Genomic DNA, 16,305 nt, shown 5'->3' with positions numbered 1-16,305 from the left:
TTATACATAATTTCTTTTTTTTAGAACCATTAAAATACTTCATAAAATAGGGACTTTCAAAAAACTTTCAATATTCTTTTTAAAAAACTTCTTTTTTTTAGAAAAAGTAGAAATTATATACTATAATAATAATAACTTATAAAATATATTAAATATTTTGTAATTAATAAGGGATAAAAATGAAAATTGAAAAAATGGAAAAAAGTTATTTATTAGTTTTAGGAAAAGATATAAATATTAGTTTTGACAGATGGGAAGCAGAGATAACTAAATCAGCAAGTGGTTATATCTCTCTATGGTTTAAAGGTATTCAAATAGGTTTCATTATAGACAAAAAAGAACAACTTGAATTTATGGGTAAATGGGAGGCAATAAATGAGTAGTTTAATCAAAGATATTCTTAAAGATGACAAAAAACAAACTAAACTTAAAAAGAAGCAAAAACAAGAAAATTATAACATTCCTATTGTTTTTAATGATATTCCATCCATAGAGGAAACTTTTAAAAAGAGCAATAGAATAATTAAAGGAAAAAGCAATATTAAATCAACTAAACACTCTCATAATTTGGGAAATTTTTTATACAGAGAAATGAATTTAAGAATGGTTAAAAATAATGGTGTTTTAGAAAAGAACGAAATATCTATACCTCTGATTGATATGAAAAAAACTTTAAAAATAAGTGGTAAAGGATACGACACTATTATTAAAGAAGCAATGGAAAATTTACAAGAGGGAAAGATTGAATTAGATAAATACACAGACAAACAAGGTAGAACTTTTGATTATGTTGTTATGTCTTTAATATCAGGGTTTGATAGGGAAAAACTTCCAAGTGGAGAAGTAATATATAATATTGAAGTAAGTAAAAAAATGATGAAATTTTTAAATGAAAATTCAAGTGGTAGTTATACAATAATTCACAATAAATATACTGCTATATTATCAGGAGTAAAACAAATTAAATTATATGAATATTGTAAGCAATATGTGGGTTTTAATGGTGGAGTTATAAAGAATTTAACATTAGAAAAATTGAATATTATTTTTCAAAGTGATTATAAATATTTATCAAAAGCAAAAGAGCAGATGGTTAAATCAATCAAAGGTATAAATACAAAAACAGATATAACTATTGCTTTCATAGAACAAGATAATAAAAAAGTAATTGAACTTCTTGTCGTTGAAAATGAAAGAGCTGTAAAAGATAGACAACAACAGAAAAAAAGAAAAGAGATGTTAGATAAAAGTAAGGGACAAGATATATATATTTTTAAACATACAGAAGAAGAACAAGAAATAATAAGTAATTTATCAAAAGGAGAAGAATAATGATTGATTTTATCAATGAATATTTTAACGATAAAGAATTATTCTTTATCACTGCAAAGGAACATCCGAACGATTTTAAATTATCTGTATATAAACATAAATATTCTTTTAAATATTTTGTTGAAGAACTTAAAGAACGACAAGAACTTAAACAAAGCATTTATTTTAGTATAAACACTTTTAAATATATTGATGGAGAAATAAGTCGAAAAGAAGATAATTTACATAAAATTAAGTCGTTATTCTTTGATTTTGATAAAGATGGTTATGAAGTAGGAAATAAAGTTAAAGAAATTTTTGGAAGACCAAGTTATATTATTCAAACTTCGCAAGACAAGTATCAATTTATATATCAATTTGATAAACCTATTGAAACAAATTTTGAATATATCTATGAAATATCTAAAACATTGACAAAATACCTGCAAGAGGAAGTATTTAACGAAGATAAAGAGAAGATAGACAATACATTTGATATGTCAAGGGTTGGAAGATTACCGAATACCATAAATGCCAAAAATGGTTTTAAAGTAAAATGGTGGAAAACAGACATCTTATATTCACTTAAATACTGGGAAAACTTAATCAAAGAACTTAATATGAAGTGGCGAACAAGAGATGAAGACAAAAGAGTTAAAAATAATAACAAAAACACACTTAAAACAGTTAAAAATAAAAAATCAATAGAAAGTATAGACAAATATGATTTTATTAATTATGAACGATATTTGAAGACATATAAATCTATCGAATATAACAGATTTAAAAGAAGAAAGCTAAAAATTGACAAAAGTATTGTTGATATGTCATTTTTGAAAAGATTTAAAAATGAGTTTGAAAGTGAATTTGGCAACGATATTGAAGTTATTAAATCTATTCTTGCTTATTGTCGTGAAGATTTAATTGAGAAACACGGACACGAAATCGAAAGATATATTGAAAATAAAATCAGAGATATTTATTAAATAACTCCCTATTTTACGACTGCCCATCTAAATGGAGTCTAAACTCCATACAAAAAAACCATATATATTTCTAAATAAATAGGTATTTAATTACATTAAACGAAATGAAAGAAAAATATCACTTATACCCCATCAAAAAGTAAACTCCCATTTTTATTTTAGTATGAAAAATTTTAGACATTTACCAATCCGAAAAGTTTTTCGTTTTGATGTTTTGAAATCAATTTTTAGCAAAATTGAAGACGGGAAGAGGAGAAGAAGAAAATAAATTAATTAAAAGAAAATTTGTTGCTTTATAATTATATATATGTGAATATGTTATCTCCTATTCTCATACTCCAAAATCTACTGCGTATATTTAGAAGTATGAGGGAGACTTTTCTACGAAAAGGGAAAAATCAAAGATTTTTTAAGAGCAGAAACACACACATATTTATAAAAGAAAATTATAAAAAATGGAGAAAAAAATTATGAGAAATGGAAGTGCTTATTTATCAACAATTATTTACACTACTAAAAAATTAGCAAAATTAGCAAAGTCGTTAAGACACAGTTTGAGAGTTGAAATTGATGGAGAAAGTTCAATCAGTTATAAACGAGAAAAAGAAAATTTAAATAAGATTTTATTTAATGGTAAAAGTGAAGATTTTTTGCAAAATTTAAATGAAATGACACAAGAAACATATTTAGATTATATTGATACTGTTATTAAAACAAATCAAAATAAAGAAATCGGAAAATTAAAACCAGTAAAATTATCAAAATCAGATTCAAATAAAAGATATAAATCTTTAAAGTATTTAAGAGAAAAGATTGAAGATAAAGAGTTTCACGAACTATTAGAAAAGTTTGCTAATGAACCTCATAGAGTCAATAGAAATAATTTAATTGTCTATTTTGAAACATTAAACACTAAAAAAACAATTAGAAACAACTTAGATAAATATATTGAAGTCATCGAAAAAGTGGGAAAAGCACAAGAGAGGAGAGAAGCAAAGTTATCAGTTGATAAAGTTGAATTCGTTGAATTTGTCGTTAAAATACCATTTGAAAATAATATTGACGACATATCAAGTGAAGATATGTTGTTATACAGTCAAGATTTTTTTAGAAGACATTTTAAAAATTATGATATTGTTGTTGGAGTTTCACATAATGACGAATTACATATGTCAAAAAAACCCGAAAATATTGAGAAATGGGAGAAAGAACATAATCAAAAATATGAACAAAAAGAAAGCGGATATCACTCTCATTTATTTATAAATACAAAAAATAAAGAGACGGGAGAATTTGATTATTACATACAACAACATTTATTAGTCGTTGAATATCTGAAAAGCAAGGGATTTAGTGATGAAATTATTAAAAAAGATGTCGGATATATTGATGAAAAAGGAGTAAGAAAACAAACACTTACACAGATTAAAAATCAAGGGAAAAACTTACAAGAATTCATTTATGAAGATATAAATAAACACTTGTTTCATAAGAAAAATTACAATGCAGTTTTAGGTTTTAATGACTTTACAATTACACAAAAACAAGAGATTGAGAAGAATAAAAGATTAAGTATAAATAACAGACAATTCAACGGTAGAAGTTTAGATATTGAATTGGAAAAACAACGGAAACAAGAGTTAATAGAAGAGATTGAACAACTTGAAGAACAAGAAATAGAATTAAGTGATAATGTATCTTCACTTGAAGAACAAGAACAAAAATTAGAAGATAATATATCTTCACTTGAAAATATTGAAATAGATTTCAAAAGTGAAATTGATTATGTATCAAAGGAATTACAGAGAGAAGTCGCATTAAAATCTGAAAATGATAAATTAGAAGAAAAATTACAAGATAAATACAAAGCACTTGAAACAGTCGATGAACAAATAGACAAGGGAAATAAAGAAATTGTTAAAATTAAAGAAGCAAGGGAAAAAGTATCAAAAGAAGATATGACACCACTTATAAAAAGAAAAATAAATAATATTTTAGAAGATGGAAAAAATTACAAATATGGTGGCACTCTCCTAGATAAAGAGAAAGTAAAAAATTCATTGGTTAATGAGGTTAAAAAACTTGTGAAAATTGATACTTATGACAATGAAGTTAAAAAGATTGAAGATAGAATTTACAAAGAAGCAAATATTGAAAATCTTAAATTAAAAGAAACTATTAAAGATTTACAATCAAAAAATGGGAGTTTGAAAGAAGATTATGATGTATTATATCAAAATACAGAAACTATTATTGAAACTGCTGTAAATAAAGCAAACAATGAGAAAGACAAAGAAATAGAGGGAAAGATTGAAAAAGTTAAAACAACTTATGAAAATAAAATAACAACTCTTGAAAGTGAAATTAATACATATAAAACTACTTTGTTAAAAGCAGATAGTTTAATATCGAGCCACGAAGTAGTTATAAAAGAACAAGAACAAAAAATTAAATCTCTTGAAAGTATCGTTTCAAAATTATCAAAACGATACGATAGTTTCAAAAGTAAAGTTAAATCAATGTTTAATAGAAGTTCTGAATTAAACAATGGTTTGAAAAAAACTTCTAATTATTTGAGAAACAAAGTAGATGAATATAATTATAATATTAAATTAATTGATAAACACGATAACAATTTAATCAAGAAATTAAGAAAAGAAGAAGAATTAAGAAAAGAAGAAGAATTCACTTTTACTTCTTCACGAGATAAACTACCAAAATTAGAGTCTAATACTTTAAAAACAGACATAAAGATAAAAAATAAAAAAATCACACAATCATAGTTCTTTTAGATATAATTTTATGTGAAATTCTTGTGGGGGTTTCCTTTTGATACAGATTTAGAAAAACACGGCTAATGTTTTTTGGGAAGATAGAAAACAATCTAAGACGATTGTTTTTGTATCTTTTAATATTTGTGTCATTAAAATTTAAGTTAGTTGATTTTGAGGAATGAAGTTTGAATAAAAGAGATATATCAGAGATTAAAGAGGTTATAGAACATATTTTAGAGTATAGAAATAAAGAAATATTTGAAAATGAAAATATAAGAACAAATACCTATGATTTTGAAGAAAAAGACAAATTAAACAAAATAACCACCGATAAATATGATAAACCACTCATAAAATTAAACAATTTATTAAAACAAGAAGAACGATACAAAGAAATTTTAGAAATTGAAAAACATATGATTAAGATACAATCAAAGAAAAATATATCAGTTAAAGAGTTTACTGAAATATATAATGTCTCAAAAACTGCACAGCAGAATTATAGAGGAAGACATAATAACCCTTTACCATACCATCAAAAAGTAGAGGGTGGAAAGATTATTTATAATGTCGAAGAAGTGGAGAGATGGTTTGAAAATCAACACAAGTAAAATTATTATGACTCGTATAAAAAGTCGTATAACTTTTTTTATGACATTTGATAAAACCCTAAAAATAGGGACTTATTTTAAAAAGTCTTCTATGTGGGGCAACGGGTTATAATTTTTCTCAAACTTCACCTGCCCCTTTTGCAGTTCATTTGACACAGGAGATCATCCCTTTTGATGAGCTAAAAGAAGTGTTTCATCAAGAAATCATCAAATAATTTTATAAAACATCAAACCTGTCTAAATTCATGACTTTATCCCATGCCGAAATGAAGTCATCTACGAACTGTTCCTGTTTGTCATCCTGGGCATAAAATTCTGTTTGTGCGCGCAGTTGCGAGTTCGCACCAAAAATCAAATCTGCGCGTGTGGCTCTGTATCGAATTTCGCCGTTTTGGTGGCCCTCAAACAAGCTGTGTGTTTCATCTGCCGGTGACCATGATAAATTCATATCTGCCAAATTGACAAAAAAATCATTGCTGAGCACTTCTTTTTTGTCGCTGAGCACTCCATAGTCACTTTGGCTATAATTGACCCCGAGCACTCTCAGCCCACCGATGAGCACTGTCATTTCAGGAACACTCAGTGTCAATTGCTGTGCTTTGTCGAGTAAAAGACGTTCAGCAGCTACCTGAGACTCTTTTGGAAGATAATTTCTAAAGGCATCTCCCTCTTTTGGTTCAAGGTATGCAAAGCTGTGAACATCGGTCTGCTCCTGTGTCGCATCAACTCTTCCCGGCAGGAAAGGAACTTTTTTTGCATAGCCGCCATTGTGTACAGCTTTTTCAAGTGCCGCTGCTCCTCCAAGGATAATCATGTCCGCAAGTGAAATTTTATTTTTATGATTTTCATTGAAATTCTCTCGAATTTCTTGCAAAGCAGATAATACTTTTTGCAGCTGTATCGGATCGTTCACCTGCCAGTTTATTTGTGGTTCCAGAGCAATTCTTGCACCATTGGCACCGCCTCTTTTATCTGAATCTCTATAGCTTGCAGCAGATGACCAGGCGGTATACAGCAGCTCGGAGATTTGCAGAGAGCTTTGTAAAATCTCTTCTTTAAGAGCCTCTGTCTCATCGTCATTTATCAGCGTATCCTCATTAACAGCAGGAAGCGGATCTTGCCACAGGAACTCATCTTGCGGTACTTCCGGCCCAAGATAACGTGATTTTGGACCCATGTCCCGGTGTGTCAGTTTAAACCATGCTTTTGCAAAACTTTGGGCAAATAATTCCGGATTTTCTAAAAAAGAGCGGGAAACTTTTTCAAATTCAGGATCCATTCGCAGTGCCAAATCTGTTGTAAACATAATTGTTTTGTCTTTTTTCCCTTCTATATGTGCATCAGGGGCCAAATCTTCTGCATCAGGATTGACAGGGACCCATTGCCACGCACCTGCAGGGCTTTTTTCAAGATTCCATTCATATTTAAACAGGATTTCAAGATAGCTGTTGTCCCATTTTGTAGGAGTTGGTGTCCAGGCACCTTCCAAGCCGCTTGAAATAGTATCGGCTCCTTTTCCGCTTTTATAGCTGTTTTTCCAACCAAAGCCCTGTTGTTCCAATGGAGCTGCTTCAGGTTCGGGACCTACATATTTTTGAGGATCAGCGGCTCCATGGCTTTTGCCAAAGGTATGTCCGCCTGCAATAAGCGCAATTGTTTCTGCATCATTCATACCCATACGACGAAAACTTACCCGTATGTCCTCAGCGGCAGCCAAAACATTCGGTTCTCCGTTAGGGCCTTCAGGGTTCACATAGATAAGTCCCATCTGGACAGCAGCTAATGGGTTTTGAAGCTTTTTGTCCTTTGAATGGCGCTTGTCTGCAAGCCACTCCTCTTCCTCTCCCCAGTAAATGTCTTCTTCAGTCTGCCAGATATCTTCACGGCCGCCGCCAAAACCGTAAGTCTGTAAACCCATAGATTCCATCGCCACAGTTCCGGCGAGTATCATTAAATCCGCCCAGGAAATTTTCTCTCCATATTTCTTTTTCAGAGGCCATAACAAACGGCGGGCTTTGTCCAGGTTGACATTATCGGGCCAGCTGTTAAGCGGGGCAAAGCGCTGGTTGCCTGTTGCTGCGCCGCCGCGTCCGTCTGTGATTCTATAGGTGCCGGCGCTGTGCCATGCCATACGAATAAAAAAAGGACCGTAATGCCCATAATCCGCAGGCCACCAGGAAACGGAAGTCGTCATAAGCGAAATAAGATCTTTTTTGAGTTCTTCATAGGGGAGTGTCCCAAAAGCTTTTTTGTAAGAAAACTCTGATGTTGCAGGCGTCAGACGCGGATTGTTCTGTGTAAGTATTTTAAGATTAAGCTGATTTGGCCACCATTTTGCGATTTCATCACCATCTACAATGGTATGTTTGTATGATTGCATAATAAATCCTTTAAAGAACTATTTTCTTAATGGAAAATAATTATCCTTTATTATTGCAGAACTAAACTTAAACGATTATTTATTATTAGAAATTTTTACAATTTGTTTCTCTGTGCAATATTTTGAGTAACACAATGGTAAAATAGCATCATGAAAAAAGATACAGACAGATTCGACACAGATATGCATACCCTGGAACTTACAAAAGACGGAAGCTATACGGCCTACTCAAAAGAGTATGCCCAGCACTATCATTCAACAAGAGACGGTGCCCTGCATGAGTCCTTGAAAAAGCATATACTCCCTGCTTCTTTACATGTAAAGGAGAAAAAAGAGGTAGCTATTTTAGATATTTGTTACGGACTCGGGTTTAATACTCTGGCAACAGTATTGCATTACAAAAAATATGCACCGCAGATAAAACTGCATATATATTCTCCGGAGTCGGATGCAAAACTGGTGCAATCCCTGCCTTCTTTTCACTATCCGGAGGAATTTAAAATACTGCACGAGGTAATAACAGCACTCAGTACACAGGGAAGATATGAGGATGAGACGCTTTGTATAGAACTTTTTTTAGGGGATGCACGGAAGTATGTAAACAAATTTGAAAACAAATTTGACATTGTCTATCAGGATGCTTTCTCGCCTGACGCAAATCCGATGCTCTGGACACAGGAGTATTTCAGTGATATAAAAAAGAGTATGAAAAAAGATGCGATTTTGACAACATACTCTACAGCACTCAAAACCCGTCTGGCCTTACATGTAAACGGGTTTTATATCTATTTAAACAAAGGAGAGGATTTCAGAGCTGCAACGGTGGCATCTCTGAGGGAGTTAAGCAACTTTGAACCGGTGAATATGCAACACAAGATTACATGTAACCCTGACGTACAACCCTTGCGAGACAGTGAACTGAATTTTTTGTCACCTGTTTAGTCATTGATAACATTCAAAAACTCTTTTCCAAACTGTGCGAATTTCTTTTCTCCCACACCGTTTACTTCAAGCATCTCTTCTTTGTTGGTCGGCATGTCATTGGCAAGGTGTTTGAGTGTTTTATCTCCAAAAATGATGTAGGCAGGTACCCCCATTTCACTTGCGAGTTCGGCTCTTTTTGCCCGAAGTTTTTCAAATAACTCTTCATCATAATCAAACTCTTTTGCCTGTTTGATCTTTTTCTCTTTTATGTTTATCTGGAGTCTGGAAGATTTGATATCTACAAGTTTTTGTGATTTGAGTACGGCTATGGCATCATTTGTGAGTTTTAAAACGCTGAAATCACCCAGCAGTAAGATTTTTAATTCCAAAAGGCGTTCAATGATGACAAACCACTCTTTTTTGCTTAGTTCCAAGCCGATGCCATAGACTGAAAGCTTGTCAGCACCGTTGGCAAGCAGCTTTTGTTCAGTGGAACCGCGAAGAATATCTATGATGTAGTTTTTTCCAAAACCCTGATTGGTCTTGTAGATTGTACTGAGAATCATTTGTGCCTCTTTGGTGATATCCTGGCGTTTGTCATCGGATGTCAGACAGTTGTCGCAGCGTTCTTTACAGGCATCAAGAGTGTCGTTAAAGTATTCGGCAAGCTGTTTGTGAAAGCAGATCTCGCTGGTGGCATATTTGTATATTTTGTCTATTTTTGTATCAAGATGGGCTTTGTACTCTTCATTTTCGATGTCTGCCAGAAACCTTTTATGCTGTGCCATATCACCTGCATTAAATAAAAGTAAAACCTCGCTGTCCTCTCCGTCACGTCCCGCACGTCCGATTTCCTGATAGTAGTTCTCCTGTGACTTTGGCAGGCTCATATGCACGACAAAACGGATGTCGCTTTTGTCTATGCCCATGCCAAAGGCAATGGTCGCCACCATAATGTTGATCTTGTCGTTGACAAAGATTTTAAAATTCTGTTCTCTTACATGTTGAGGCAGGCCTGCATGGTAGGCAAGAGATTTGTAGCCGTTGACATTTAAAAAAGTGCTGAGTTCTTCGGCTTTTTTTCGCGAACTCACATATATGATTCCGCTTTCGTCTTGGTGTCTTGCCAAAAAGTTTTTAAGCTGTGCATGGCCGTTGCTTATGCGTCTTTGCGCGGAAATAAAAATATTTTTGCGAAATACTTTTCCTTTGAGCAAAAGAGGGTTTTCAAGACGCAGTTCTCTTAAAATATCCTGTGTGACATTGTCTGTTGATGTTGCGGTAAAAGCGGCGATTGTCGTATGTGGAAAGTTGTGTTTCAGATTTCCCAAGGCACGATAATCATCACGAAACTCATGTCCCCACTGGGAGATACAGTGTGCCTCGTCAATCACAAAGAAGTTTACATGTAAACCGTGCAGCAGTTCAATGGTATGCCCGTTGTTTAAGCGTTCTGGAGAGAGATACAAAAACTTTAAAGCACCGCTGTATGCCTGTGAGATAATATCCTGCACCTCTTCATAACTTTGTGCCGAGCTTATCATTTGTGCAGATATGTTTTGTGCCTGCAGTGCGCGTACCTGATCCTGCATCAGGGCGATAAGAGGAGATATGACAATAGTAATGCCCTCCATCATCATCGTCGGGAGCTGATAAACAAGAGACTTTCCACCGCCGGTTGGCAGTATCATCAGTAAATCCTGCCCCTTTAAGATGGCATCCACACCCTCTTCCTGGAGTTCTCTAAAGCTGTTATGTCCGAAATTGTCTTTTAATATCTGATTTTTGATTTGTACTCCATTGGTTGTCAACTTTTTTTCTGCACTGCTGATTGTTGTTGCTTTGCTTTTTCTCTCAGCCCACCCTGAAGGATGGGTTCCTGGCATTTATTTTCCCGGAATCGGTACTTCAGTGCCGACTGCTGCAACTTTCCTGCCGTTTTCAGCCCGCACTACAGAAAAAAATTAATAATTTGCACTTATTCGATCTACTTCATCCCATGAGAGTGAAGTTGATTTTTGATGTTTGATGATATGTGCGACGTACCGGGCAAACATATCTGTCTCGACATTGACACGACTGCCTTTTTTGTAGTTCTTAAAAAGTGTCTCTTTCATTGTATGGGGAATGATAGTCAGACGAAAACTGTTTTCATCGACATCATTGACCGTTAAACTGACCCCGTCAATGGTAATGGAGCCTTTTGGCACAATATAGGGAATAAATTTCTTCTCTACTGTGATAAAAACATCATAAGAGTTGCCGTTATTTTTGATCTCTTTAATGGTGCCTACAGTATCAACATGTCCCTGAACGATATGCCCCTCAAACCGGTCACCCATTTTCATAGCAGGTTCTATATGCACCTCGTTTTTATAATTTTCAATGGCCAAAAGTTTTTGGCTCTCAGGAGAGAGTTCTACGGCAAAGCCGTCTGGATTTACTTTTACTACGGTTAAACAGGCACCGTTTACGGCAATTGAATCACCGATACCGGCTTTGTATGTTGCTCTGATACTGAGAGTGGAACCCACAAAGCTTTTCACTGTTGCAACTTCTCTGATTAATCCTGTAAACATATATCTGTTTCTCCTCTGCCTCATGAGAGGCTAGCGCAGTGAATCGGGACGTGTTCCGATTCACGTGTTAAAAAACTAGAAGACGATTTTACCGTCTTCTTGAAGACCCTTAATGATAGCTTTGGCTTTTTCATGTCCTTGATAGGCAGCTTTTCGGCACAGGTCAAGGGCTTTGTCATGATCCTCTTCACAGCCTATTCCCTGATCATACAGGAGTCCAAGATTATACAGCCCTTCTGTGAGTCCGCCATCAGCTGCACGCTTGAAACAGATAAAAGCTTTTGCATCGTTCTGTATCACGCCATGGCCCTCTTTGTAGAGTGCGCCAAGATTGTTAAATGCCTGCAAATGTCCGCGTTTTGCCGCCTCTTCATACCAAAATGCGGCTTCTGAGTAGTTTTGCATACAGCCAAGCCCGCGCTCAAGCATAAGCGCAACTTCATACATGGCAGGCGGAACGCCTCTTGTTGCCGCTTCCATATGCAGCTCATATGCTTTGAACATGTCATGTTTGACACCGCCAATACCGTTTTCATATAAAATTGCGAGATTAAAAAGGGCATAAGGCTGTTTTGCCTCGGCTGCCTTTGTGTAAAGCTCCAGTGTTTTTGCCTCATCCTTTTCACACCCCTGTGCCATTTGGTGCATATAGCCCAAAGAGGTTTGCGCATCGGCATTGCCTTCTTGGGCAAGCTGTGTATAAAGTTTGTATGCAGTTTCAAAATCACCGGAATTATAGGCTTCGTTTGCTTTTTGTATCATTATTCTTCATTCTCCGTACGAATTGGTTGTCTAAAAGTTGTTGTATTGCCTTTTGCGGCTGCTTTTGCTTTTCTTACTTTTTCTAATAATTTTTCTTTGCTGCTGAGATGTTCGTCCCGTATTTTATGCTTGTAACTGCCGTCAATTTCTGGGTCATAAACCAGTATTTCGGGTACATAATCTTGAAATAAATCTGTACGCATCTTAAAAACCTCAGGTAATTTACTTTATATTATGCAAATGATACTGAAAAATGATAAAATTCGCATTAATAAAGTAAGTTTATATAAGTAATTTAAGGGCATCTCTAAAAACCCTGATATCCCTCAAAGCCAAAAAGAGGAGTGAGATTGTGCAAAACTTTTCTTGAAGCATAGCCGTAGCTACGGTGATCGAAAATTTTGTGCAAGATTGCTTCTCTTTTTGGCTCCGGCAGGGCATTATAGCAAAAGCACTACTGCTTCGTTAAAACCACTTGAAGCTACTCGTAGCTCCTGCGTAGTTTTGCCTTGCATTAGTACCTTCGCTATAATGTTGAGATATATCAGGGTTTTTAGAGGTGCCCTTAATTAGCCCATTCTCAAAAAATTAAACTACTTATATAAACAAGCTATGCTAACAGGATGTATAAATGAATTATGATGTAATAGTAGTAGGCGGTGGACATGCCGGTATAGAGGCTTCTTTGGCGGCAGCTCGAATGGGGAACAAAACACTGATGATTTCCATGCTTGCGGAAAATGTCGGGGCAACTTCCTGTAATCCTGCCGTAGGCGGACTCGCAAAAGGGCATTTGGTACGTGAGCTTGATGCACTCGGCGGCGAAATGGGACTCATTACCGATGAAGCGGGCATACAGTTTCGCATACTCAATCAGACAAAAGGGCCTGCAGTTCGCGGAAGCCGTGCACAGATAGATATGGACAAGTACCGTGTAATCGCCAGAAATGTTGTACTCAATACGCCTAATCTTGATTTGGCACAGGATACGGTTGAATCATTAATCATAGAAGAAGGTGAGGTAAAAGGTGTCCGCACAGCATTGTTAAACGAGTACAGAGCCAAAAAAGTCATCATTACTTCGGGGACATTTCTCAACGGTATAATCCATATAGGCGAGGTGCAGCAAGAGGGCGGACGTTTTGGAGAACCACGAAGCGTCGGACTTTCTGCTTCGCTTAAAAATGATGCAGGGCTGAGTATGGCACGCCTCAAAACCGGTACCTGTGCGCGTATTGACAGTTCAAGTATTGATTTTTCTGTCATGGAAGAACAGGATGGGGATGCCTTGCCGAATCCTTTCAGTTTCAGAACAGACAGAGAAAAATTCCGTGCGACAAAAAAACAGTTGCCGTGCTACATCGCCTATACAAATGAAACGACACACAAAATCATTGAGAGCAATTTTTACAGGGCACCGCTTTTTACGGGTCAGATTGCAGGAAAAAGTCCAAGATACTGTCCTTCTATCGAAGACAAAATAGACAAGTTCCCTGATAAAGAGCGTCATCATCTCTTTTTGGAACCGCAAACCATGGACAATACAGAGATCTATGTCAACGGGCTCAGTACCTCTTTGCCTCCTGAAGTGCAAAGAGAAATGATTCATTCGGTTAAAGGAATGGAAAATGCAAAAATTGTCCGTTACGGCTATGCCATAGAGTATGATTTTGTCGATCCGCGTGAACTGAAGCACTCGCTTGAAACCAAAAAAATCAAAGGTCTGTATCTTGCCGGTCAGATAAACGGGACAACAGGCTATGAAGAGGCGGCAGCACAGGGAATTATGGCGGGAATCAATGCCTCTTTGGCATTGCAAAACAAAGAACCGCTTATTTTACGTCGTGATGAGGCATACATCGGTGTACTGATTGATGATCTGGTCACAAAAGGAACGAACGAACCGTACAGAATGTTTACTTCGCGTGCAGAGTACAGACTCCTTTTGCGTGAAGAATCAGCGGATGTACGACTGGGAAAATACGGACATGAACTTGGACTCATCTCCGATGAACAGTATGAAAAAATCAAAACAAAAGCCCAGCAAATACAAGAGGGTGCCAAACTTTTGGAAGAGACAAAATTTACACCAAACAAAGAGTTTAATGCACTGTTGGCATCTATGGACGAACAGCCGCTCAAGGATGTCTCAACCGCACAGCAGCTTATTGCCCGTAAAACATTTGATGTGCAGAAGATGGTCACGGTGGTGCCGGAACTTGACAAGTATGATGACTATATAAAAGAAGAAATTTTGGTGGAGGGAAAATATGCCCGTTACGTTGACAAACAGAGCCAGGAAATAGAACGTATGAAAAAATATTTGAAAGTCAAAATACCCGAAGGGTTTGATTTTACGGGTGTGAGCGGGCTCTCCAAAGAGGTACAGGAAAAACTGGCGGCTTTTTCTCCTCCGACACTCCAGGCAGCGATGAATATCAGCGGAATTACACCCGCAGCAATTGAGATACTGCATATATATATCAGAATGGCTGCAAAAAAACTATGAGAACTTTTTATTATGTGCATACGGGGCACAGAATAGGCCTGGACAGATTTCGCAGGGCAGTGGCGATACTCAATGCTTTAAAAGATGAAGATATTACACTGTTGACAAGTGATTATCGCATTGCACAGGCGGCACGTGATTTTGGCATACAAAAGAGTGTGGGGATTGATGTTGTCAGAAATATCCCCCAAATTGCCCATAACGGCGACAAGCTGATTTTTGATTCTGCAGAGGCAAATCCTGTCATGCTTGAGGATATGCGAAACTATTTTTCAAGATTTGTGAGAATCAGCGATAAGCCTGATGAGGTAAAAGCGGAGAGTGAATTTTTGCTCTCTCCCTATTTGGAAGATGAAGGTATCTGCAAAGCCGTGGTTGTAGCTGACAAATACTTTACATGTAAAGAAAAGACAGTACCACTCTCCTATTTTTTCGGAGATGATGATTATGAAAAAGATTTGGAAAAACATTTAGATTTTATAGAAGATTTACGTCCACATTTGCAGCTTGGATTTTATTATTTTCTAGATTATGAAGAAATGTTAAAAACAAGATTCGTTCATTATTTCGAATTTGAAGAGTATGATGAAATGATAATGCAGAGTGAAGTTTTAGTTACAGCTTCGCCACAGGCAGTGCTGGATTCTTTAGCCTCTGGCGGGAAACCTGTTTATATACAGAGAGAAGATTACACACGGGATTTTATTCCTCTGTTTGAAAGCTTAAATATTCCTGTCGTTTATAATTATGATAAAAATCACTTAAATGTGATATTAGAGACTGTTTTTACGAGAAATTATGAAATAATTGAAAAAAATAGTAACAAAACAGCAAACTTTCTAAAGGAAAGCTTAAATTTATAAATAATTAAAACTTATTTGGTATATAATAAGGATTGAAAATTGAATAAAGAAGAGAGAAAACATGAAAAATAATAGCCGTAGAGGTTTTATGGGCAAAGCGTTTGGTGCTGTTGCCGGTGTGGGTGCTGTCGCTTCATTGTACGCGATGAAGAGATCATGGGATCCTTTACCGAGCGTCAAAGCAGCCGGATTTACTACTCTTGATATGTCGCAGTATAAAGAGAATGAGTTGGTAACAGAAAAATGGAGAGGGAAGCCTATTTTCGTTTTAAAGCAAACTGCAGAGATGGTTAAAAAAGCAGAAAAAAATCCTAAAGATTTAGAGAGACTTATTAAAATTGGAAATGATTACTTTTTAGTATGTCTTGGTCTTTGTACACATCTTGGTTGTATCCCTGGGTACAATCCTGACGAAAAAAGCTTTTTGTGTGCATGTCATGGTGGTATGTATGACTTTACAGGGGAGGTGACAAAAGCTCCGCCACCGCGTGGGCTTGATATTCCTCCATTTAAAATTGATGGAGACAAACTGGTTTTAGGTGAAGAAGGACCTGAATATAAGAAGATGCTTGAAAATGGCATAACATTAAAAGCATAAGCAAAGGA

General features: G+C 35.5%; 14 protein-coding genes. 9 read left to right on the top strand and 5 right to left on the bottom strand.

The genetic code is table 11. The features are described 5' to 3' along the window. Positions 1-179 precede the first annotated feature (179 nt). The 5 genes from MLC35_RS10305 (at position 180) to MLC35_RS10285 (ending at position 5,682) form a co-directional block, all read left to right on the top strand. The gene (locus MLC35_RS10305; RefSeq protein ID WP_346389701.1) at positions 180-383 is read left to right on the top strand and encodes a hypothetical protein; all 204 of its coding nucleotides are present in this window, start codon (positions 180-182) and stop codon (positions 381-383) included. After that, on the top strand, positions 376-1,332 hold the full coding sequence (locus MLC35_RS10300) for a replication initiation protein (RefSeq protein ID WP_346389700.1): 957 nt from the start codon (positions 376-378) through the stop codon (positions 1,330-1,332). The genes MLC35_RS10305 and MLC35_RS10300 overlap by 8 nt, the downstream gene beginning before the upstream one ends. Beyond that, complete coding sequence (locus MLC35_RS10295) at positions 1,332-2,297, top strand: hypothetical protein (RefSeq protein WP_346389699.1); 966 nt, start codon at positions 1,332-1,334, stop codon at positions 2,295-2,297. The genes MLC35_RS10300 and MLC35_RS10295 overlap by 1 nt, the downstream gene beginning before the upstream one ends. A 455-nt stretch (positions 2,298-2,752) precedes the next feature. Further along, positions 2,753-5,080 carry a coiled-coil domain-containing protein gene (locus MLC35_RS10290; protein WP_434636890.1) on the top strand — a complete coding sequence of 776 codons (2,328 nt, stop codon included), beginning with the start codon at positions 2,753-2,755 and terminating at the stop codon, positions 5,078-5,080. Positions 5,081-5,256: 176 nt separating this feature from the next. Next, entirely contained in the window at positions 5,257-5,682 is a 426-nt protein-coding gene (locus MLC35_RS10285) for a hypothetical protein (RefSeq protein WP_346389696.1), read from the top strand. A 217-nt stretch (positions 5,683-5,899) separates the two neighbouring features. Here MLC35_RS10285 and katG read toward each other — a convergent pair whose 3' ends face one another. Further along, positions 5,900-8,062 carry a catalase/peroxidase HPI gene (katG, locus tag MLC35_RS10280; RefSeq protein WP_434636887.1) on the bottom strand — a complete coding sequence of 721 codons (2,163 nt, stop codon included), beginning with the start codon at positions 8,060-8,062 and terminating at the stop codon, positions 5,900-5,902. A 150-nt stretch (positions 8,063-8,212) separates the two neighbouring features. On the opposite strand from katG, the gene MLC35_RS10275 reads away from it, so the two are divergent. Next, positions 8,213-9,004: a tRNA (5-methylaminomethyl-2-thiouridine)(34)-methyltransferase MnmD gene (locus tag MLC35_RS10275; RefSeq protein WP_434636884.1), complete on the top strand. Its 792-nt coding sequence runs from the start codon at positions 8,213-8,215 to the stop codon at positions 9,002-9,004. Here MLC35_RS10275 and recQ read toward each other — a convergent pair. The 4 genes from recQ to MLC35_RS10255 all read right to left on the bottom strand — a co-directional run bounded on the left by recQ (position 9,001) and on the right by MLC35_RS10255 (position 12,530). Beyond that, on the bottom strand, positions 9,001-10,872 hold the full coding sequence (gene recQ / locus MLC35_RS10270) for a DNA helicase RecQ (protein ID WP_434636882.1): 1,872 nt from the start codon (positions 10,870-10,872) through the stop codon (positions 9,001-9,003). The two genes, MLC35_RS10275 and recQ, sit on opposite strands and share 4 nt — an antisense overlap. 78 nt (positions 10,873-10,950) lie before the next feature. Next, on the bottom strand, positions 10,951-11,565 hold the full coding sequence (gene ribE / locus MLC35_RS10265) for a riboflavin synthase (protein WP_151899467.1): 615 nt from the start codon (positions 11,563-11,565) through the stop codon (positions 10,951-10,953). A 75-nt stretch (positions 11,566-11,640) separates the two neighbouring features. After that, positions 11,641-12,327 carry a tetratricopeptide repeat protein gene (locus MLC35_RS10260; RefSeq protein WP_151899468.1) on the bottom strand — a complete coding sequence of 229 codons (687 nt, stop codon included), beginning with the start codon at positions 12,325-12,327 and terminating at the stop codon, positions 11,641-11,643. After that, a complete protein-coding gene (locus tag MLC35_RS10255; RefSeq protein WP_151899469.1) occupies positions 12,327-12,530 on the bottom strand; it encodes a hypothetical protein in 204 nt (67 codons plus the stop codon). Before MLC35_RS10255 ends, MLC35_RS10260 begins: the two co-directional genes overlap by 1 nt. Positions 12,531-12,958: 428 nt before the next feature. Between MLC35_RS10255 and mnmG the strand changes: the two genes are divergently transcribed. The 3 genes from mnmG (at position 12,959) to petA (ending at position 16,297) form a co-directional block, all read left to right on the top strand. Further along, positions 12,959-14,836, top strand: coding sequence for a tRNA uridine-5-carboxymethylaminomethyl(34) synthesis enzyme MnmG (gene mnmG, locus MLC35_RS10250; protein ID WP_434636880.1), 1,878 nt, complete (start codon positions 12,959-12,961; stop codon positions 14,834-14,836). Beyond that, positions 14,833-15,699 carry a hypothetical protein gene (locus tag MLC35_RS10245; protein ID WP_434636878.1) on the top strand — a complete coding sequence of 289 codons (867 nt, stop codon included), beginning with the start codon at positions 14,833-14,835 and terminating at the stop codon, positions 15,697-15,699. The genes mnmG and MLC35_RS10245 overlap by 4 nt, the downstream gene beginning before the upstream one ends. A gap of 61 nt (positions 15,700-15,760) precedes the next feature. Next, the gene (gene petA, locus MLC35_RS10240) at positions 15,761-16,297 is read left to right on the top strand and encodes a ubiquinol-cytochrome c reductase iron-sulfur subunit (protein ID WP_151899472.1); all 537 of its coding nucleotides are present in this window, start codon (positions 15,761-15,763) and stop codon (positions 16,295-16,297) included. The last annotated feature ends 8 nt before the right edge of the window (positions 16,298-16,305 follow it).

It is taken from the genome of Sulfurimonas sp. NW7 (assembly GCF_051132265.1).
In the GTDB taxonomy this organism is placed as follows: Bacteria; Campylobacterota; Campylobacteria; order Campylobacterales; family Sulfurimonadaceae; genus Sulfurimonas; species Sulfurimonas hydrogeniphila.
This window is presented reverse-complemented; position numbering and strand designations above follow the sequence as displayed.